The organism is Microbacterium yannicii (assembly GCF_024055635.1).
In the GTDB taxonomy this organism is placed as follows: Bacteria; Actinomycetota; Actinomycetes; order Actinomycetales; family Microbacteriaceae; genus Microbacterium; species Microbacterium yannicii.
Window position 1 is genome coordinate 145,782 of record NZ_JAMXMB010000003.1, and the last position, 18,795, is coordinate 164,576.

Consider the following 18,795-nt stretch of genomic DNA (forward strand, 5'->3'; position numbering starts at 1 on the left):
CATGGGCCGTCTGGGGACCCGTTCGAGGCTCGATCAGGCCGTTGGGGCCTTCTCGAGCAACTGGCGCAACCCCAATCTGCGGCGCGCGCAGCTCAGCTTCCTCGGGGCCTGGACTGCCGAGTGGGCGTTCACGGTGGCGCTCGGCATCGTCGCGTACAACGCGGGCGGCGCGCTCGCCCTGGGAGCGGTGGGCCTGCTGCGCACGCTGCCCTCGGCGCTGCTGGCGCCGATTCTGTCGCCGTTCGCGGATCGCGGACGGCGCGAGCGCGTGCTCGTCGTGGTGTCGGTCGTGCGAGGCGCCGCCACCGTCGTCGCAGCGATCGTCGTGGCCGTGTCGGGCCCGATTGCGGTCGTCTACGCGCTTGCGGTCGTCTCGACGCTCGCGGCGACCATGTTCCGGCCGGCGCATTCCGCCCTGCTGCCGACCCTGTGCCGCACCGGGCATGAACTGGCCAGCGCGAACGTCGTCAGGGGGCTGTTGGACTCCGTCGCAACGCTCGTCGGGCCGCTCGTCGCCGCGATCCTGCTGGGATTCACGAATGTCTCCGTTGTGTTCGCGGTGGCGGCGCTCGCCTCGTTCTGGGCAGCGCTGCTGCTCTTGCGCGTACGGTACGACGCGCCGCCGCGGCCGGCGGGGCCGCGACGCGACCTGCTGAGGGAGGCGGGTGAGGGGCTCGCCGCGGTGGGGCGGAGTCGCGATCTGCAGCTGATCCTCGGCCTGGCCGCCGCTCAATCGCTCACGCGGGGCGCACTCACCGTCTTCTCGGTGGTGGTCGCCATCGAACTGCTGGGCATGGGCGAGTCAGGAGCGGGGACGCTGATGGCCTCGGTCGGAGTGGGAGCGGTTCTGGGCTCGCTCGCGGCGTCGTTGCTGGTGGGAACCCGGCGGCTGGGCGCGTGGTTCGCCGTCGGTGTGGCGTTGTGGGGACTTCCCCTCGCCCTCGTCGGTGTCTTTCCCGCGCAGGCCGTGGCGCTCGTCCTGCTCGCCTTCGTCGGGGTCGGCAACGCGCTCATCGACCTCGCCGGTTTCACGCTGATCGGCAGGCTGACGCCGGACGCGCTGATGGCGCGCGTCTTCGGCGTGCTCGAGAGCCTGGTAGCGGTATCCATCGGCGTCGGCGCGATCATGGCATCGGTCATGATCGCGTGGCTCGGCGTCGACGGCGCGCTCATCGCGATCGGCGCGCTGTGTCCGGTGCTCGCGCTCGCCTCGTGGTGGCGGCTGCGCGGCCTCGACGGGTCCGTCGGCGCACTGGACGCCGAGGTCCGCCTTCTCCAGCGCGTGCCGATGTTCCAGCCGCTCCCGCTGCCCGCGATCGAACAGCTTGCTCGCGGGCTGGAACCGGTCGAGGTGGCGCCGGGCAGCACCGTGTTCACCCAGGGGGACCCCGGCGATCGCTACTTCGTGATCGAGAGCGGCCGAGCCGACGTGCTCGGCGAAGGTCGCGTGATCGCGACGCTCGGCGAGGGGGAGGGATTCGGTGAGATCGCGCTGCTTCGCCGCACGCCGCGGACCGCGACGGTGCTCGCGCGCACCCCTCTCGCGCTCAAGGCGCTCACCGCTGGCCGGTTCACCGACGTCGTGCTCGGCTTTGCGCCCAGCGCCCGGAAGGCCGCGACGACGGTTGAGGACGAGCTCGAGCGCTATGCGCCCGACGACCTGCCCGACGGGCGGCGGGCATCGCGAGACCCGCTCGAATGAACGACCGACGAAGGGGACCGGAGACATGGGGACAGAGCGAACGGCGCTGCTGATCGCCGATATCGGCGGCTACACCGAGTACATGGGCTCACACCGCATGACGCTGGCGCATGCCGAGGTCAACACGGCGCGGATGCTCGAGAGCATCGTCCGCGCCGCGCACGGATTCCAGCTCGTCGAGATCGAGGGCGACGCCGCCTTCCTCTCTCGGCGTGCCGATGCGCGTGATCCCGACACGACGCTCACCGACATCCTGCGTCTGGCGGTGATGATGCACCGCGCCTTCCATCTCGAGCGCGACTACGTGGTGCAGAATCTCTGCCCGTGCGGCGGATGCCGCCAGGCACGCAATCTCACCCTCAAGTTCGTGGCGCACGTGGGCGATGTCGCGATCCAGCGGATCGGCGGCCGCTCCAAGCTGGTCGGCATCGACGTGATCCTGGTGCACCGGCTGCTGAAGAACTCCGTCGGCATCCCCGAGTACGTCCTGTTGACCGAGGAACTGTGCCGCACCGACGCGGCATCTCTTCCCGCGTCGGCCGGCGAGCTCGCACCGGATCTCGAGGGCATAGGCACCATCCGCGCCTACTTCGTCGACGTCGCGGATCTGGACCACGTCGACGAAGCATCGCCGGCTCCGACCCTGCGGTCGCGATTGGGCAGCACGTTCTCGGCAGTGGGTCGCGGGCTGCCCTACATGCTGGGCACGAGGAAGCCGCGCCGCACGCGCTAGCGCGCAGGGGTCCCGATCGCGCCACTCGGCATCGGCGGGCGGGGCCGCGTGCGGCAGCGGCCCGCGGCATCCGTGATCCGCCTTCGTCACTCCCAGAGCAGGTCGCAGTCGCGGCAGGCGAACTCGAGGCGGTCGACCCAGCCGTCGTCGAGGGCGTCTCGACGATCCCACTCGATCCGGAACCACCTCGGCTCGGTCGCTCGCACATCGAGCGACCCGCAGTGGGGGCAGACTTCGGCGACGACGTTCCGTGCCATGGGCGCTACGGTACGCCGGGGCGTCGGAGATCCCGCGCGCGACGCGCGTGTCGCCGCACTCGGCGCGGGTCAGCCCGTGTTCTGCAGGCCGGCCGCCACGCCAGACACCGACAGCAGCAGCAGTCGCTGCAGCTCGGGGTCGACCGGCGCGCCTTCGGGAGCGTCCCGGAGTGCGCGCAGGGCGCGCAGCTGGAGCAGCGACAGCGCATCGACGTAGGGGCTGCGCATCTTGACCGCCCGCTGCAGGACCGGCTTGTTGCCGAGCAGCTCCGTGCCACCCGTGATGCGGACGACCCAGTCCCGCGTCACCCGCATCTCGTCGCGCACGAGCGCGGCCAGATCGTCACGGTCTCCGAGCTCGAGGTAGTGCAGCGCGATGCGATCGTCCGTCTTGGCGAGGCTCATAGCGACGTTGTCGATGAGCGTGCGGAACAGCGGCCACTCCTGGTAGGCCTGCTGCAGCAGCGGTTCGTCGCCGACGGCGTCGAGTGCGGTGCCGAGCCCGAACCATCCGGCGAGGTTGATGCGCGCCTGCGTCCACGCGAACACCCACGGGATGGCCCGCAGGTCCTCGAGGGACTCGACCGACAGTCCCCGGCGGGCAGGGCGCGAGCCCAGCGCCAGCAGGCCGATCTCCTCCATCGGCGTGACGCGGGCGAACCACGGCGCGAAGCCGGGAGCCTTCACCAGTGAGAAGAAGCGCTCGCGGGATGCCGCGTCCAGCGTCGCCGCCACGCCCGCGTACTTCTCAGCCGCCGCGCGATTGCGCTGCTCATTCGACGGGGAAGAGGCGAGCAGGATCGCCGCTGCGACCTGGTCGATGTGCCGCATCGCGATCGCGGGGTCGCCGTAGCGGGCGAAGATCACCTCGCCCTGCTCGGTGAGCTTGAACCGGCCGTCGACCGAGTGCGGCGGCTGCGCCATGATCGCGGAGTTCGCAGGACCGCCGCCGCGGCCGAGGGCCCCGCCGCGACCATGGAACAGCGTGAGCTCGATCCCGTTCTCGTCCGCCCAGGCTGCGATCTTCGCCTGTGCTTCGTAGAGGGCGAGGTTCGCGGCGACGGGTCCGACGTCCTTCGAGGAGTCGGAGTACCCGAGCATGACCTCGAGACGCCGGCCGGTGGCCTCCAGCCGCGCCGCGAACTCCGGGTGCTCGACGATCTCGGCGAGGATGCGGGGAGCGGCCTGCAGGTCGGCGAAGGTCTCGAAGAGCGGGATGACGTCGAGGACGGGAGGCGTGCCGTCCGGGCCGACCGCGAACGCAGCGAGCTTGTGGACAGCCGCGAGGTCTTCGGCCGACTGCGTGAACGACACGATGTAGCGGCCGGCTGCGCGCGGGCCGTAGCGCTCCTGCAAGAACCCGACCGTGCGGATGACGTCGAGCACCTCCTCGGCCAGCTCGCTGCGCGGCGCGCCGGACTCGAGCTCGGCGAGCACCTTGGCGTGCACGGCCGAGTGCTGGCGCACCTCGAGCTCGGTGAGATGGAACCCGTAGGTCTCGACCTGCCACAGCAGCTGCTGCAGATGCCCGTACGCCTGGCGCGGTGCGCCGGCCTGCACGAGGGAGTCCTGGACGACGCGGAGATCGGCGAGCAGGTGCTCGGGGTCCGCGTACGCGAGGTCGGCGTTGCGCGCGCGCGTCGCTTCGATCTTCCGGGCGATCAGCAGCACGATGCGGCGATGCGGCTCGTCCGGCGATCGCTTGGCGATGTCCTTCGCGGCGTCCTCGTCGGCGGCCTTCAGGCGCTGCCAGAGCGCCAGCAGCGCGTCGCTCGGCGGCGTGGTCGTCGCATCGAGCGTCAGTGTGCGGCCGATGCGGCTCGCGGTGCGGGCGAGGCCGAGGAGCACGTGCTCGCTCGCGATCGCGGAAGCCTTCCGGGTGACGGATGCCGTGACGAACGGGTTGCCGTCGCGGTCGCCGCCGACCCACGAGCCGACACGCACGAAGGGGCGCACCACCGGTGCGCGCCCACCGGCCGCCGGTCCCTGCAGGGCGTCGTCGACGCGGCGGTAGACGTGGGGGACGGCCGTGTAGAGCGTGTCGTCGAAGACGGCCATCACTGCGCGCACCTCGTCGGTGGGAGCGGGCTTCTCGGGGCGGAGCGGCGCCGTGCGCCACAGGGTGTCGATCTCCTCGAGCATGCGCCGCTGTGCCCGTCGCTCGTCGGCGCCGCCCCGCAGCGACGCGTCGTGCTGCTCGAGGAGCGTGGCGAGGCGACGGATGCTGGTCGAGACCGCGCGGCGACGCGCCTCGGTCGGATGCGCCGTGAAGACGGGGTGGAACCGCATGTTCTGCAGACGCCGCAGCGCCGTGTCGTCGCCGACCTCGGCGGCCAGCCGTACGAACGCCGCGGCGACCGAGTCGGTCGCCTGCTCGCGGTCGGGGCGTCCGTCTCGCTCGCGGAGGATGCGCACGCGCTGGTGCTCCTCGGCGAGGTTCACGAGGTGGAAGTATGCGGTGAACGCTCGGGCCACCTCGTCGGCGCGGGCGATCGTGAACGAGTCGGCGATCGCGGCGGCACGGGCGAAGGCCTCGGGCGTCTCATCGGTGTAGGCCTGGATGGTCGCGGTGCGCAGGCGCTCGACGTCCTCGTACAAGCCCGGCGATCCGCTCTCGCGCAGCACCTGACCGAGAAGGGTTCCGAGCATGCGAACGTCGCTGCGCATCTGCTCGGGGATCGCCTGCTCCGCCTCGTACCGCCCGACGAGGTCGATCGCTTCGGTCTGGGTGAGTTCGCGCATCTCTCCAGGCTAACGGCGCGCTGTCGCCGCGCCGTCACCGCCGACGTTGTGTGACGCCGCCGCACTGTCGCCGGGGGAGTCGCATCGATCCGGCTCGTGCGCGGTGTCGCGTCGATGCGAATGCGCCGGAACGCCCGCGCTCGGGGCACGGCGGGAAGCGGATCGCTACACTGACCCGTGGAGAGCCGGGAAGTCTGGTCGGCGCACCATCGTCGACCCGGAAACGCGGTCGACCTGCGATCCTTCACGGAGGTCCCATGTCGCTTCTGCGCTCCGCCCGCTTTCCCGCGATCATCCTGCTCGTCGCAGCCGGCCTCGGCCTTTTCGTCGCCAACTCGGCCCTGTGGCCCGCCGTAGATGCGGCGATGCACGCGAAGCTCGGCATCCCGGGCCTCTTCGAGCTCAGCCTGTCGCACTGGATCAAGGACGGCCTGCTGGCGGTCTTCTTCTTCGTCGTCGCGGTCGAGCTGCAGTACGAGCTCACCAGCGGACAGCTCAACTCGGCCCGCAAGGCGATGCAGCCCGCGATCGCAGCCGCCGGCGGTGTTCTCGTGCCGATCGCGATCTACGCGGCGTTTGCGTGGGGATCGGATGCCACCGCCGGATGGCCGATTCCGACGGCGACCGACATCGCCTTCGCCCTGGGCGTGCTCGCGGTGTTCGGCAAGGGGCTGCCGGCGGCGCTGCGCGTGTTCCTGCTCGCACTGGCGATCCTCGACGACATCGTCGGCATCGTCTTCATCGCGGTGCTCTTCACCGACGGCGTCAACATCGCCGCGCTCGCCGGAGCGGCGGTCGCGGTCGTCGCGTTCGGCATCCTGAGCAGGCAGCTCGACACGCGCGGCCGGGTGCCGATCGCGATCCTCCTCGCGCTGCTCGCGATTACGACCTGGGTGCTGGTGTACCTGTCGGGCGTGCACGCCACGATCGCCGGGGTCGTGCTGGGACTCGCGATGGCGCAGCAGCCGGCGCTCCGGGTGCGGCACGCGCTCGAGCCGTGGGTGAATGTCATCGTGCTGCCCGTGTTCGCCTTCTCCGCCGCGCTCGTCGTCATCCCTGCGGTGCCGCTGTCGCAGTTGTCGCCGGCGTTCTGGGGCGTGCTGGTGGCGCTGCCCGTCGGCAAGATCGTCGGCATCGCGGCGTTCGGCTGGCTGTCGCTGCGCGTGACGCACCGGGGGAGTGCGCCGCCGCTCGCGTTCGCCGACCTCGTCGCCGCCGGTGCGCTCGGCGGCATCGGGTTCACCGTGTCGCTGCTGCTGTCGGAGCTCGCCTTCACGAACGCCCCGGCCCTGCGCGACCAGGCCACGCTCGGCGTGCTCGCCGGGTCCGTGATCTCGTTGATTCTGGCAGGATGCCTCGTATCGTGGCGGGCATGGCATTACCGGCAGCGGGCGACGACCGAATCCCCGACGACGTGACCGACGCGCGGCCGCACGACGCATCCGATCCGCTCCGCGAGGCGGCGAACGTCATGCGCGCCGTCCGTGACCGCTGTGTGTGGACGCAGCAGATCGACCATCGCGCACTCGTGCCCTACCTCGTGGAGGAGAGCGCGGAACTCATCGACGCCGTCGAGGACGGCTCGCGGGACGAGCTGCGTGAGGAGCTCGGCGATCTGCTCTGGCAGGTGCTGTTCCACGCCGAGATCGCTTCGCGCGACGCCGACGAGCCGTTCGACATCGACGACGTCGCGCGGGGCCTCACCGACAAGATGGTGCGGCGGCATCCCCACGTCTTCGGCGATGCGGTCGCCAACACGCCGGAAGAGGTGCTCGTGCACTGGAACGCCGCGAAGGCGGCCGAGAAGAGCGCGCGGACGAGTGTCCTCGACGGCGTGAGCGAGCGGATGCCGAGCCTGGCGCTCGCGCAGAAGCTCCTGTCGAAGGCGGGCCAGGTCGGAGTCTCCGCGTCGGCGCCGTCGAACCAGGGGATCTCGTCCGAGACCGAGGGCGGTGCCACCGGTCTCGGCGGCGACGCCCGGTCTGGGCGCGACGACGCGACGACCGAGGCCGAGCTGGGCGACGCGCTGCTGGCGCTCGTGGCGACGGCCCGCGCGAACGGCTGGGACGCCGAGCGCGCTCTCCGCGAGCGCCTGCGGGCTCTCGAGCGGGACATCCGCGCCGCTGAGTCGATCGGTCGATGAGCGAGCGAGACACAACGCGCTGAGGCGGTGTTCGTCGTGGGCGCGAGGCGTTTTGTCCTTGCCTCGACGACCCGGAAACGGGCTCGTGACCATCTGGGAGGATGGTTCCGTGGCATCCGTCAATCCCCCGCGCGGCATGCGCGACTTCCTCCCCGCTGAAAAGGCCCGTCGAGAGCGCGTGCTCGCCGTCATCCGCGAGCGCTACCGTGCGCACGGGTTCGACGAGATCGAGACGCCCGTCGTGGAGGAGTATTCGCGGCTCCACGCCGGCATCGGCGGCGACAACGAGAAGCTCGCCTACAACGTGCTCAAGCGGGGCCTCGACGCCGACGCCGTCCGCGCCGCGGCCGACGACCCCGCGAGCCTCACGGACCTCGGGCTGCGCTACGACCTGACCGTGCCGCTCGCGCGCTTCTATGCGACCAACCGCGGGCAGCTGCCGTCGGTGTTCCGCTCTATCCAGATCGCGCCGGTGTGGCGCGCTGAGCGGCCGCAGAAGGGCCGCTACCGCCAGTTCGTGCAGTGCGACATCGACATCATCGGAGACGGCTCGGCGCGCGCCGAGGCCGAGCTCGTCGTCGCGACACTGGACACCCTCGACGCCCTGGGGCTCGAGGGCGGCAGCGTGCGGATCAACGACCGCCGCGTGCTCGATTGGATGCTGGACACGTTCGGCTTCGGTGCCGAGGAGCGCCCGGGCGTGCTCATCACGATCGACAAGCTCGACAAGATCGGTCCGGAGGGGATCGTCGCGGAGCTCCGCGAGCGGGGCGCGACGGCGTCCGCCGTCGACGCGTTCGAGGCGTTCCTGCGCCGTCCGATGACCCTCGAGTACCACCCGTACGGCGAGCGGCAGATCCGCAAGGCGCTGCCCGCTGACGCACCCGACGAGATCGTGGCGCACCTCGTCGGCATCGGCGCGGCGGCGGCCGCGGCGCGTGCGTCCGCCGGCTTGGCAACCGATGCCGGGTCCCTGAGCCTGTCGAAGGGCGACGACGTTCCGCTGGTGTTCGATCCGTTCCTGGTGCGTGGCATGGGCTACTACACCGGAACGATCTTCGAGCTGGCCCACCCCTCCGTCGACTACTCGCTCGGCGGCGGCGGCCGGTACGACGGCATGATCGGCCGGTTCCTCGGGCAGGACGTGCCCGCCGTCGGCTTCTCGATCGGCTTCGAGCGGATCGTCGACCTCGTGGCGGAGCAGACGGATGCCGCAGCCCCGGCCGTCGTGCTGGTCCACGACCGGGATGTGTCGGAGGCGGACCTCCTCGCGCTGAAGGGCGCGCTTGTGCGCCAGGGTTCGCGCGTGCGGCTCGAACAGCGGACGAAGAACCTCAAGGCGCTGCTCGAGCGCGCGGCCTCCGACGGCTACACCGCGTTCGCGACCGTCGCGCCGGGCACGACTGCCGCGACGCTCGAGGTGAAGCCGCTCAGCTGAGCTGCGGATGCCGCATCACCGCCGCCGCGCGAAGCGGAGCCGGAGCCCCCGGTAGGCCACGCCGATGGCGACGACCACCACGCCGCCCACGACGGACTGCCACGGGAGCGTCACCGCCAGGACGAGGCATCCGATCGCCCCCGTGATCTGCAGCGCGACGGGGTAGCGCCGCGCCTCCCGGTGTTGGCGCATGGCCGCCACGTTGGCGACGAAGTAGTACAGCAGCACGCCGAACGACGAGAACCCGATCGCCCCGCGCAGATCGATGAACGCCACCAGCACCACGACGACCGCGCCGATGAACATCTCGGCGCGAAGCGGGACGTGCGTGCGGGGGTGCACGCGATCGAGGAAGCCGGGAAGATCTCGTTCGCGCGACATGGCGAACGTGGTGCGGCTGACCCCGGCGATGAGCGCCAAAAGGGCTCCGAGCGAGGCGGCCGCGGCGCCGACCCGCACGACCGGGCCGATCCACGCCCATCCCGACCCGGCTGCGGCATCGGCCACCGGCTCAGTCGACACGGCGACCGCGGCCGGGCCCAGCGCGCTGAGCACGCCGACAGCGACGACCGCGTAGACCACCAGCGCGATGAGGAACGCGATGACGATGGCCCGCGGGATCACCCGACGGGGCTCGCGCACCTCCTCGCCCATCGTCGCGATGCGCGCGTAGCCGGCGAAGGCGAAGAACAGCAGACCGGCCGACTGCAGGATGCCGTAGCCGCCTCCCGTCCACATCGTCTCGGCGGTCAGCCACCCTGTGGTCGCACCCGCCGAGAACGCCGCCGCGATCGCCGCCGCGAGCGCGCCGAGCGAGACCACGACGATCACGCGGGCGGCACCTGCCGTGCGCGTCACGCCGAACCCGTTCACGGTGGTGAGCACCACCACTGCCGCGACGGCCACCGGACGCTCCCACCCGCTCGGCGCGGCGTAGGCGGCGAACGTGAGCGCCATGGCGGCGCAGCTGGCGGTCTTGCCGACCACGAAGCCCCATCCCGCGATGAACCCCCACCACGGGCCGAGCTCCGCACGCCCGTACGCATAGGTGCCGCCCGAGGTCGGATGCGCGGCGGCGAGCTGCGCCGACGAGGTCGCGTTGCCGAAGGCGACGATGGCGGCGATCGCCAGCCCGATCAGCAGACCGGTGCCCGCGGCGGCCGCCGCCGGGCCCCACACCGCGAACACGCCGGCGCCGATCATCGAGCCGAGGCCGATGAACACGGCGTCGCCGAGGCCGAGCCGGCGCTGCAGGGAGGGGGAGGCCACGGGCGAACATTAGCGCGCGCGGGCGAACGGCGGATTCGGGCTTCCCGGAGCGGATGGGGGCCGCGAGGATGGTGGCATGACGCTGCAGATCCACACCGTGCTGGCGCCGTTCGGGCCGGCGACGGCGATCGAGCTGACCGATGCGCAGGTCGTCGAGCTGGGCGGGGGCAAGCGGGCCGCGGTCGTCGTCGGCATCGGCGAGCGAACTGCTCGCGTGAGGCTCGCCGTGATGGATGGGCGGAACGTGATCGGACTGTCGAAAGCCGTCCGCGCCGGGCTCGGCGTCGACATCGGCGACGAGATCGACGCGACGGTTGCTCTCGACACGGCCGAGCGCGACGTCGAGGTACCCGCAGACCTGGCCGCCGCGCTGGATGCCGGTGGTGCACGGTCCGCCTTCGATGCGCTGTCCTTCAGCCGCCGCAAGGAGCTCGCGCGCGGAGTCGCGGAGGCTAAGCGCCCCGACACCCGCGAGCGCCGCATCACCGCCGTGCTGCAGGAGATCACCGGGGCGTGACCCCAGCCAGGTTCATGAGCTGAACGACGCGGCCCACTCGGCCACGCGCGCGACGCTCTCCTCCTCGGACAGATCCTCGACCCGCGTCATGATCGACCAGCGCACGCCGAACGGGTCGCGCACGCTCGCGAACCGGTCGCCCGAAACGAACGTCGAGGGCTCTTCGCGAACCGTCGCCCCGGCGGCCACCGCGCGGGCGGTCGCCGCGTCGACGTCGGGCACATAGATGCCCATGGAGTAGCAGTCGTCGTCGCCGTCGGGTGCGGGGACGAGCCCGTAGGCGGGGCTCGGCTCGCCGATCTGCAGATAGCCGAGACCGAAGTCGAGCCCCGCATGCGCGACGGCTCCATCGAACTCGGTGACGTCGGTGATGCGTGCGCCGAAGACGTCGCGATAGAACTCGAGCGCCTGCTTCGCCCCGCGGATCGCGAGGAACGGGGTGAGCGTGCTCGCCCCGTGCGGGCGGCCGTCGGTGGTGTGGGCGCCGGTCACGCCGGTGGTGTTTTCTGTGGTCATGTCCCCATGCTCACGCGTGCGGTATGCCGCGGGCTTGGAGATTCGCGACACCCTCGGCGGACGCATGTCGGCCCGGCGCATTACCGTGGCGGTGTGACGGATCCGACGCGCGGTGTGCTGTATCCCGAGCGCCTGCCGAGCTTCACGCGGCTCGCGCCGCCGGCGGCAGCATCCGATCTCGTGGAGTGGTTCTGGTTTCCCCGGTGGGACCTGCCTGAAGGCGTCGTGTTGCGCCAGCCGGTCCTGGGCTATCCCGCGGCGAACCTCGTCGTCGAGCCGCCCGTCGTGACGCTGTGGGGCGCGACGACGCGGACGTCCGAGCGCGTCCTGGAGGGAAGCGGCTGGGCCGTCGGCGCCCTGCTGAAGCCCGCCGCCCTCGCGCGGCTGCACGATGCGCCGAGCCGACTCGTCGACGCGTCCACAGTGCTGGACGAGCCGGAGCTGGAGCGAACCGTGTCGGTCGCCATGCCCGATCTCGACGTGGCGACGGCGGTCGTGTCGCTATGGCTGATGCAGCGCGTCGGACCGCTGACGCCTGAGGCGCGACTCGCGAACGCGATGGCCGGCCTTCTCACGTCGGATGCGGCGATCCTCCGCGTCGACGACGCAGCGGAGCGCCTGCGGGTCTCGGTGCGAACGTTGCAGCGGCTCGCCCACCGGATGGTCGGGCTGTCGCCGGCAGCGATGATCCGGCGCCGGCGACTGCAGGAGGCGGCCCAGCGCGTGCGCGACCATCCGGATGCCTCTCTCGCCGACATCGCCGCCGACCTGGGCTATGCCGACCACGCGCACCTCGCGAACGATTTCCGTGCGGTGCTGGGGTTCACCGCGTCGGATTACCGCGCCCGCTGAGGCGCGTCGTCGCTCGTGGCGCGCTGCGGGACGTTCGCCTGCGTCACCCGCTTCTTCTCGCGCACGTAGACCTCACGTCGGACCCTCGCGACGACGTCACCCCCGGCATCCGTGATGTCGGTCTCGAACCATTCGAGCACCTTGGCCCCGCCGTGTGCCCGTGCGCGCAGCTCCGCCGCCTTCTCGCGCGGGACTTCGAAGTGGGCAGTGAGCACGCCGCGACCCGGTTTCAGGAACTCGATCTCGCCGCGCGTGTCCCACACGACGTAGTCGCGTCCGAGCTGATGCATCACCAGCATGAAGAAGTACGGGTCTGTCATCGCCGACATCGACCCGCCGAACGCCGTCTTCACGTAGTTGCGCGTGATGAGGTTCACGTGCAGTTCGACGGTCGCGCTGGTCCAGTCGTCGGCGAACCTCTTGACGCGGATGCCGCTGCACAGATTCGGGATCCACAGGCTCATGCCGAGGGCGAGGCGTCGGGGAGTCACACGCATGGCCACCAGCTTGGCGGAACAGCCGCTCCCGCTCGACATCGGTTGGCGGGTTCCGACAGTTGTTCTAGTTGTTATAGAGTTATCGTGTGCTGCTGAGAATCGATCCTGAGAGCGATGCGCCCCTGTTCGCGCAGATCGCCGACTCGGTGCGAGCGGATGCCGCAGCCGGGCGCGTGCGCGCCGGCGACCGCCTGCCCGCGGCGCGTGAGATCGCCGCGGCCCTCGGCGTCAACGTGCACACGGTGCTGCATGCGTATCAGGATCTCCGCGGCGAAGGGCTGGTCGAGCTGCGGCGGGGCCGCGGCGCCGTGATCACCGCCCAGGCGACCGTCCTCGCGTCGCTGCACCATGACATCCAGAGCCTCGTTGCGCGCGCGCGTGCCGCGGGACTGCCGCCCGACACCCTCGCCGCACTCGTGAAGGAGATCGCCACCCATGACGACCGCACCGCCCGCTGACCCGTCGAACCGCTCACGGCTCGCCCTGCGCCGCTTCATCCTGGTGGCCGTGTGGCTGCCGGTTGCGCTTGTCGCCGTGGCGCTCGTCAAGCAGCTGATCGCCCTGCCGCAGCTGCCTGCCACGGTCGCCGTGCATTGGAACGCCGCCGGCGAGGCGGATGGCTTCGCTCCCGCGTGGACGCAGCCGGTCATGACGGTGCTGTTCGGGCTCGGCCTTCCCCTGCTCATGGTGGCGACGTCGCTGCCGGGACTTCGTCGCGGCGACACCGGACCGACGTACCGGCTGATGGGCGCGGCCGCGGCAGCCGTGTCGGCCGTCGTCACCGTCGCGCTCACGTGGACGCTCTCGATGCAGGTGGGCCTCGACGTCGTATCGCAGGCGCCGACGGTGTGGGCGGCGCTCATCGCGTCCCTGATCGCGGGCGCCGTGGTCGGCGTCGCCGCCTGGTTCCTCCAGCCCGCGGCACGCCCGGTCGCCGGCTCCGCTCCGCCCGCCGAGCCGCTTGCGCTCGCGCCGCACGAACGCGTCCTGTGGATGCGGTCGGTGGCGATGACGCCCGGCGCCGCCATCGCGATCATCGCGGCGGTCGTGCTGGTGGCCGTGTCGGCAGTCATGGCCTGGGTCACCGGCGCCGACACGACGCTCGTGTGGATCCTGACAGGCGTCACGATCCTGCTGCTCCTGCTCGCCGCGACCACCCTCGCCTTCCACGTGCGCGTGGACGACACCGGGCTGCACGTCGACTCGGTGCTCGGCATCCCGCGCTTCACGGTTCCGCTCGCCGACATCGAGTCGGCCGCGCGGGTCGAGGTGAACCCGATGGGGGAGTTCGGCGGCTGGGGAGTGCGCATCGCACCGCAGGGGCGTCGCTTCGGGATCGTGCTTCGCGCGGGCGAGGCGCTGGAGGTCACCCGACGCAACGGCCGACGCGTCACGGTCACCGTCGACGACGCAGCCACGGCCGCCGCATTGCTCGAGGCCCTCGTCCTCCGGGCGGCGACCAGGCCTTGACGCCCGGTCGACAGCCGGATTGGCTGAGGACATGGCCCCACCGACTCCCGACGCCTGGCCCACTCCCGAGACGTGGTCCCGTGTCGACGCGTACCTGACCGACCTCCTGGTGGGGCACGACCCGGACCTCGAGAAGGCGGTCGAGACGCAGAACGGCGCGGGGCTGCCCGCGATCGAAGTCGCGCCGGTCAACGGGAAGCTGCTGCACCTCATGGCGCGCATCTCGGGAGCCCGTCGGGTGCTCGAGGTGGGCACGCTCGCCGCGTACTCGACGATCTGGCTCGCCCGAGGCATCCCGGGCGACGGGCGAGTCGTGACGATCGAGGCGGAGCCGCGCAACGCGGAGCTCGCGCGCGCCAACCTCGACCGCGCGGGCGTGGGGGAGAAGGTCGAGATCCGGCTCGGCCGCGGCGCCGACGTGCTGCCCACGCTCGAAGGCGAGGAGCCGTTCGACCTGGTCTTCATCGACGCCGACAAGGAGTCCAACACGATCTACCTCGACTGGGCGGCTCGCCTCGGCCGACCGGGCACCGTGGTCATGGTCGACAACACCGTCCGCGGCGGCGAGGTCGCCAATCCGGCCACCGAGAATCCGCAGATCATCGGCGTGCAGCGGGGCCTCGAGATGCTGGGCCGCGATCCGCGGTTCGACGCGACAGCCCTCCAGACCCTCGACGCCAAGGGCTACGACGGCATCGCCATCGCGCTGATCGTCTGACGTCCTCGCAAGCCGGCACCGGGTCAGTAGGCTGAGGGGCGGACCGACGACGCTCCAGCGAATCACCCTAAGCAAGGAGAACCCCTGTGGCACAGATCGAGGCTGTAGGCGCCCGCGAGATCCTCGACTCGCGTGGAAACCCGACCGTCGAGGTGGAGGTCCTGCTGGACGATGGCATCGTCCAGCGTGCGGCCGTGCCGTCCGGCGCATCCACCGGCGCCTTCGAGGCGTACGAACTGCGTGACGGCGACAAGAGCCGATACAGCGGCAAGGGCGTGCTGAAGGCCGTCGCCGCTGTCATCGACGAGCTCGGGCCCGCCATCGAGGGGATCGAGGCGAGTGAGCAGCGCGTCGTCGACGAGATCCTCATCGCCACGGACGGCACCGAGAACAAGTCGCGCACCGGCGCGAACGCGATCCTGGGCATCTCGCTCGCCGTCGCCAAGGCCGCCGCCGACTCGGCCGACCTGCCGCTGTTCCGCTACCTGGGCGGACCCAACGCCCACGTCCTCCCCGTGCCGCTGTTCAACGTCATCAACGGCGGCGAGCACGCCGACAACGGCATCGACTTCCAGGAGTTCTTCCTCGCTCCGATCGGCGCTGAGACCTACTCCGAGTCCCTGCGGTGGGGCACCGAGGTCTACCACGTCCTCAAGGGGGAGCTGAAGGCTGCGGGCTTCGCGACGGGCCTCGGCGACGAGGGCGGATTCGCCCCCGACCTCCCCAGCAACCGCGAGGGCCTCGACTTCCTCATCCGGGCGATCGAGAAGGCCGGCTTCACGCCCGGGCGCGACATCGGTGTCGGTCTCGACGTCGCTGCGACCGAGTTCTTCGACAACGGCGTGTACACGGTCGAGGGCAAGCCGTGGTCGGCCGAGAAGCTCACCGACTACTTCGCCGACCTCGTCGCGAACTACCCTGTCGTGACCATCGAGGACGCCCTCGCCGAGGACGACTGGGACGCGTGGAAGGCGCTCACCGAGAAGATCGGCTCGCAGGTGCAGCTGGTCGGCGACGACCTGTTCGTCACCAACCCCACGCGCCTCCAGAAGGGCATCGACCTCGGCGTCGGCAACGCGCTGCTGGTGAAGGTCAACCAGATCGGCACGCTGTCGGAGACCCTCGACGCCATCGCGCTGGCCACCCAGAACGGCTACCGGTCGATGCTCTCGCACCGCTCGGGCGAGACCGAGGACACCACGATCGCCGACCTGGCCGTCGCGGTGAACGCGGGTCAGATCAAGACCGGCGCGCCCGCCCGCAGCGAGCGCGTCGCGAAATACAATCAGCTTCTGCGCATCGAAGAGGAGCTCGGCGAGGCCGCGGTGTTCGCGGGCCGCGGAGCGTTCCCCCGGTTCAAGGGCTGATGCGCTGACCGCGTGAGAAGTGGCGCCGCACGACGGCGTATGCAGGAAGGGGGAGCCGTGGCCAAGACGACGGCTCCCCCTTCCCGTACCTCAGGCCGCTCGACCCGTTCCGCTGATCCTGTCCCACCACGTCGACGCCCGGTGAGCGGACGCCGCCCTGTCGACGTGCGGGGCTGGCTCGGCGGCATCCGTCTCTCGGGCTTCATGGTGATCATGATGGGCCTCGTCGTGCTCGCCGCCTTCGTGCTCGTGCCCACCATCGGCACCTACGTCGACCAGCGTCAGCAGGTGGCAGCCCTGGAAGCGGCCGTGCAGCTCAGTCGCGAGGAGGTCGCCGAACTCGACTCCCAGCGCGAGCGATGGAAGGACCCGGCGTACATCACGACGCAGGCCCGCGAGCGGCTGTACTACGTCAAGCCCGGTGAGGTCGTCTACCTCGTCGACGACGATCTACCTCCCGAGCTGACACCGCAGGAACAGGATCCGGTGAGTGACGAGCTCGAGGCCGCCGAAGGGGACTGGATGTCGAAGCTCGTGCGCTCGATGACCGAGGCCGGCCTCGCGCGGACGGCGGCGCCGCTGAACATCGGCGTGCCCGACCCCGACCCCTCGACCACCCCGACGCCGTGAGGCCCGGCGGCCGGCGCGGACACCTCGCCGGCCCCACGGCCCAGCGGCGTCCCAGGTGCCGCCGGTACCCTGGGCCCGACCAAGGAGCAGCTCTGTGACGACCCCGCCGTACCCCCCTGTCAGCGACGCCGACCTCGCCGTGCTTCGCGAACAGCTCGGTCGTCCGGCCCGCGGAGTCGTCGGAATCGCCGCGCGCTGCGTGTGCGGCAATCCGACCGTGGTGGCGACATCGCCTCGCCTCCCGGACGGCACGCCGTTCCCCACCTTCTACTACCTGACGCACCCGGCCGCGACGGCCGCCATGTCGGTGCTCGAAGCCGACCATGTGATGCGCGAGCTCTCCGAACTGCTCGCCGCCGACGAAGACGTCGCCGCCGCCTACCGGATCGCCCACGAGGCGTACCTGCACGACCGTTCCGCATTCGGCGAGGTGGACGAGATCGCCGGCATCTCGGCCGGCGGCATGCCGACGCGCGTCAAATGCCTGCACGCGCTCGCCGGACACGCGCTCGCCGCCGGTCCGGGCGTGAATCCGATCGGCGACCGCGCCCTCGCGCTGTCGTCGTGGTCGCCCGCGCGCTGCGTCTGCGCCGAGCCGGGATCGGGCGGATGATCCGCCGCCTTCTCGCGGCGCTGACGTCAGCGGCGATCGCCGCGACGCTGGTCGTCGCCGCACCGGCGGCGGCCGAAGCGGCGACCACACCGGCTAGGGCCGAAGCGGTGACCGCCGCGGAAGACCCGGTGCGCGCGGCGGAGTACTGGCTCACCGACTACGGCGTCCAGAAGGCCTGGGAGACCACGCGCGGTGCGGGGGCGAAGATCGCCGTCATCGACACCGGCATCGGCCGCGGACCCGTCGAGTTCGCCGGCGCGGTCGCCGCCGGCACCGACGTGTCGGGCGCCGGTTCGCCCGACGGCCGCACGCCCGTCGGTGCGGTCGACGCCGACCACGGCAGCTGGGTGGCGTCACTGGCCGCCGGTCGCGGGACGGGTCCGGCCACCGGCATGATCGGCGTCGCCCCCGAGGCGCAGCTGCTCGCGGTGTCGGTCGCGTTCGGATCGTCGGCCAAGCGGCCCTTCGCCGACCAGATCGCCGAGGCGATCCGGTGGTCGGTCGACAACGGGGCCGACGTCATCAACATGTCGCTCACCACGAACGTGCCGGACTGGCCCGAGAGCTGGGACGACGCCTTCCTCTACGCCTTCGACCACGACGTCGTGATCGTCGTCGCGGCCGGCAACCGGGGCAGCGGGACGACCCGCGTCGGCGCCCCGGCCACCATCCCGGGCGTGCTCACCGTCGGCGGGGTCAACCGCGCCGGCGAGGCGAGCGTCGATGCGTCCACACAGGGCATCACCATCGGCGTGTCGGCGCCCAGCGAGGAGCTCGTGGGCGTGTCAGCCGACTCGACGCTGGTCTCGTGGAACGGCACGAGCGGCGCCGCACCCATCGTCGCCGGCATCGTGGCGCTCGTGCGCGCTGCGCACCCCGAGCTCGACGCCGCCAACGTCATCAACCGGATCATCAAGACCGCCCGGCCTGCGGCGGGCGCGAAGGATGTGCCCGACGTGCTCTACGGCTATGGACTGGTGGATGCCGCGGCCGCCGTCTCGGCGAGTGTGCCGAGTGTGACCGCCAACCCCATGGGCAGTCTCGAGGACTGGGTGCGGCTGTACCGCCGGGCTCCTGTGGCGGCGCTGCCCGAGGAGCCGGCCCCGGTCGTCGAGGTTCCGCCGCTGCCCGATGCCGACCAGGCCACCCGCGTCACGTCGCCGCTGCTGCCCGACCGGAACACCGTGCTGTACGGGACCCTGCCGCTCCTGCTGGCCACAGCGACGGCTATACTGGTGGCGCTCGGCGTCACCGCTGCTGTCCGACGCATCCGATTGGCGTCCCGCGCGCCGAGCCGCTGACACAGGAGGAGTACTCCAAACCGTGACCAA

At 71.3% G+C, this 18,795-nt stretch carries 19 protein-coding genes; 14 read left to right on the top strand and 5 right to left on the bottom strand.

Annotated elements, in window-relative coordinates; translation table 11 throughout:
* Window position 1: 1 nt before the first annotated feature.
* Both NCG93_RS00950 and NCG93_RS00955 read left to right on the top strand, forming a co-directional pair.
* Window positions 2-1,702 carry an MFS transporter gene (locus NCG93_RS00950; protein WP_194413569.1) on the top strand — a complete coding sequence of 567 codons (1,701 nt, stop codon included), beginning with the start codon at window positions 2-4 and terminating at the stop codon, window positions 1,700-1,702.
* A 25-nt stretch (window positions 1,703-1,727) separates the two neighbouring features.
* The gene (locus NCG93_RS00955; protein ID WP_194413570.1) at window positions 1,728-2,435 is read left to right on the top strand and encodes a DUF2652 domain-containing protein; all 708 of its coding nucleotides are present in this window, start codon (window positions 1,728-1,730) and stop codon (window positions 2,433-2,435) included.
* 86 nt (window positions 2,436-2,521) lie between these two features.
* Here the strand turns inward: NCG93_RS00955 and NCG93_RS00960 are convergent, their stop codons facing one another.
* Window positions 2,522-2,692: a hypothetical protein gene (locus NCG93_RS00960; RefSeq protein ID WP_194413571.1), complete on the bottom strand. Its 171-nt coding sequence runs from the start codon at window positions 2,690-2,692 to the stop codon at window positions 2,522-2,524.
* Between the two features lie 69 nt (window positions 2,693-2,761).
* The gene (locus tag NCG93_RS00965; RefSeq protein ID WP_194413572.1) at window positions 2,762-5,434 is read right to left on the bottom strand and encodes a phosphoenolpyruvate carboxylase; all 2,673 of its coding nucleotides are present in this window, start codon (window positions 5,432-5,434) and stop codon (window positions 2,762-2,764) included.
* A gap of 257 nt (window positions 5,435-5,691) precedes the next feature.
* On the opposite strand from NCG93_RS00965, the gene nhaA reads away from it, so the two are divergent.
* The 3 genes from nhaA to hisS all read left to right on the top strand — a co-directional run bounded on the left by nhaA (window position 5,692) and on the right by hisS (window position 9,015).
* Window positions 5,692-6,852 carry a Na+/H+ antiporter NhaA gene (gene nhaA / locus NCG93_RS00970; RefSeq protein ID WP_194413573.1) on the top strand — a complete coding sequence of 387 codons (1,161 nt, stop codon included), beginning with the start codon at window positions 5,692-5,694 and terminating at the stop codon, window positions 6,850-6,852.
* Between the two features lie 53 nt (window positions 6,853-6,905).
* Window positions 6,906-7,577: a nucleoside triphosphate pyrophosphohydrolase gene (locus tag NCG93_RS00975; protein WP_241741781.1), complete on the top strand. Its 672-nt coding sequence runs from the start codon at window positions 6,906-6,908 to the stop codon at window positions 7,575-7,577.
* Window positions 7,578-7,713: 136 nt separating this feature from the next.
* Complete coding sequence (gene hisS, locus NCG93_RS00980) at window positions 7,714-9,015, top strand: histidine--tRNA ligase (protein WP_206687581.1); 1,302 nt, start codon at window positions 7,714-7,716, stop codon at window positions 9,013-9,015.
* 15 nt (window positions 9,016-9,030) lie between these two features.
* Here hisS and NCG93_RS00985 read toward each other — a convergent pair whose 3' ends face one another.
* Window positions 9,031-10,284, bottom strand: a complete 1,254-nt coding sequence (locus NCG93_RS00985; RefSeq protein WP_194413576.1) for an APC family permease — start codon at window positions 10,282-10,284, stop codon at window positions 9,031-9,033.
* Window positions 10,285-10,360: 76 nt separating this feature from the next.
* Here NCG93_RS00985 and NCG93_RS00990 point away from each other — a divergent pair, with 76 nt between their 5' ends.
* The gene (locus NCG93_RS00990) at window positions 10,361-10,801 is read left to right on the top strand and encodes a YdeI/OmpD-associated family protein (RefSeq protein ID WP_194413577.1); all 441 of its coding nucleotides are present in this window, start codon (window positions 10,361-10,363) and stop codon (window positions 10,799-10,801) included.
* A 12-nt stretch (window positions 10,802-10,813) separates the two neighbouring features.
* On the opposite strand, the gene NCG93_RS00995 is transcribed toward NCG93_RS00990, so the two are convergent.
* A complete protein-coding gene (locus NCG93_RS00995) occupies window positions 10,814-11,317 on the bottom strand; it encodes a VOC family protein (RefSeq protein WP_194413578.1) in 504 nt (167 codons plus the stop codon).
* A 93-nt stretch (window positions 11,318-11,410) separates the two neighbouring features.
* Here NCG93_RS00995 and NCG93_RS01000 point away from each other — a divergent pair, with 93 nt between their 5' ends.
* Window positions 11,411-12,169 (top strand): AraC family transcriptional regulator, encoded by a 759-nt coding sequence (locus NCG93_RS01000; protein ID WP_252787396.1) that lies wholly within the window; start codon window positions 11,411-11,413, stop codon window positions 12,167-12,169.
* On the opposite strand, the gene NCG93_RS01005 is transcribed toward NCG93_RS01000, so the two are convergent.
* Entirely contained in the window at window positions 12,154-12,666 is a 513-nt protein-coding gene (locus NCG93_RS01005; RefSeq protein WP_194413580.1) for a PaaI family thioesterase, read from the bottom strand. The genes NCG93_RS01000 and NCG93_RS01005 overlap by 16 nt on opposite strands.
* 86 nt (window positions 12,667-12,752) lie before the next feature.
* On the opposite strand from NCG93_RS01005, the gene NCG93_RS01010 reads away from it, so the two are divergent.
* From NCG93_RS01010 to NCG93_RS01040, 7 genes are all read left to right on the top strand, one after another.
* Complete coding sequence (locus tag NCG93_RS01010) at window positions 12,753-13,124, top strand: GntR family transcriptional regulator (protein ID WP_194413581.1); 372 nt, start codon at window positions 12,753-12,755, stop codon at window positions 13,122-13,124.
* Window positions 13,102-14,136: a DUF1648 domain-containing protein gene (locus NCG93_RS01015; RefSeq protein WP_194413582.1), complete on the top strand. Its 1,035-nt coding sequence runs from the start codon at window positions 13,102-13,104 to the stop codon at window positions 14,134-14,136. Before NCG93_RS01010 ends, NCG93_RS01015 begins: the two co-directional genes overlap by 23 nt.
* 31 nt (window positions 14,137-14,167) lie before the next feature.
* Window positions 14,168-14,854 (top strand): O-methyltransferase, encoded by a 687-nt coding sequence (locus NCG93_RS01020; RefSeq protein ID WP_194413583.1) that lies wholly within the window; start codon window positions 14,168-14,170, stop codon window positions 14,852-14,854.
* An 86-nt stretch (window positions 14,855-14,940) separates the two neighbouring features.
* On the top strand, window positions 14,941-16,221 hold the full coding sequence (eno, locus tag NCG93_RS01025) for a phosphopyruvate hydratase (RefSeq protein ID WP_194413584.1): 1,281 nt from the start codon (window positions 14,941-14,943) through the stop codon (window positions 16,219-16,221).
* Between the two features lie 141 nt (window positions 16,222-16,362).
* Window positions 16,363-16,851 carry an FtsB family cell division protein gene (locus NCG93_RS01030; protein WP_252787397.1) on the top strand — a complete coding sequence of 163 codons (489 nt, stop codon included), beginning with the start codon at window positions 16,363-16,365 and terminating at the stop codon, window positions 16,849-16,851.
* Between the two features lie 94 nt (window positions 16,852-16,945).
* Window positions 16,946-17,464 carry a DUF501 domain-containing protein gene (locus tag NCG93_RS01035; RefSeq protein ID WP_194413586.1) on the top strand — a complete coding sequence of 173 codons (519 nt, stop codon included), beginning with the start codon at window positions 16,946-16,948 and terminating at the stop codon, window positions 17,462-17,464.
* A complete protein-coding gene (locus tag NCG93_RS01040) occupies window positions 17,461-18,765 on the top strand; it encodes a S8 family serine peptidase (protein ID WP_194413587.1) in 1,305 nt (434 codons plus the stop codon). Before NCG93_RS01035 ends, NCG93_RS01040 begins: the two co-directional genes overlap by 4 nt.
* Window positions 18,766-18,795 lie beyond the last annotated feature (30 nt).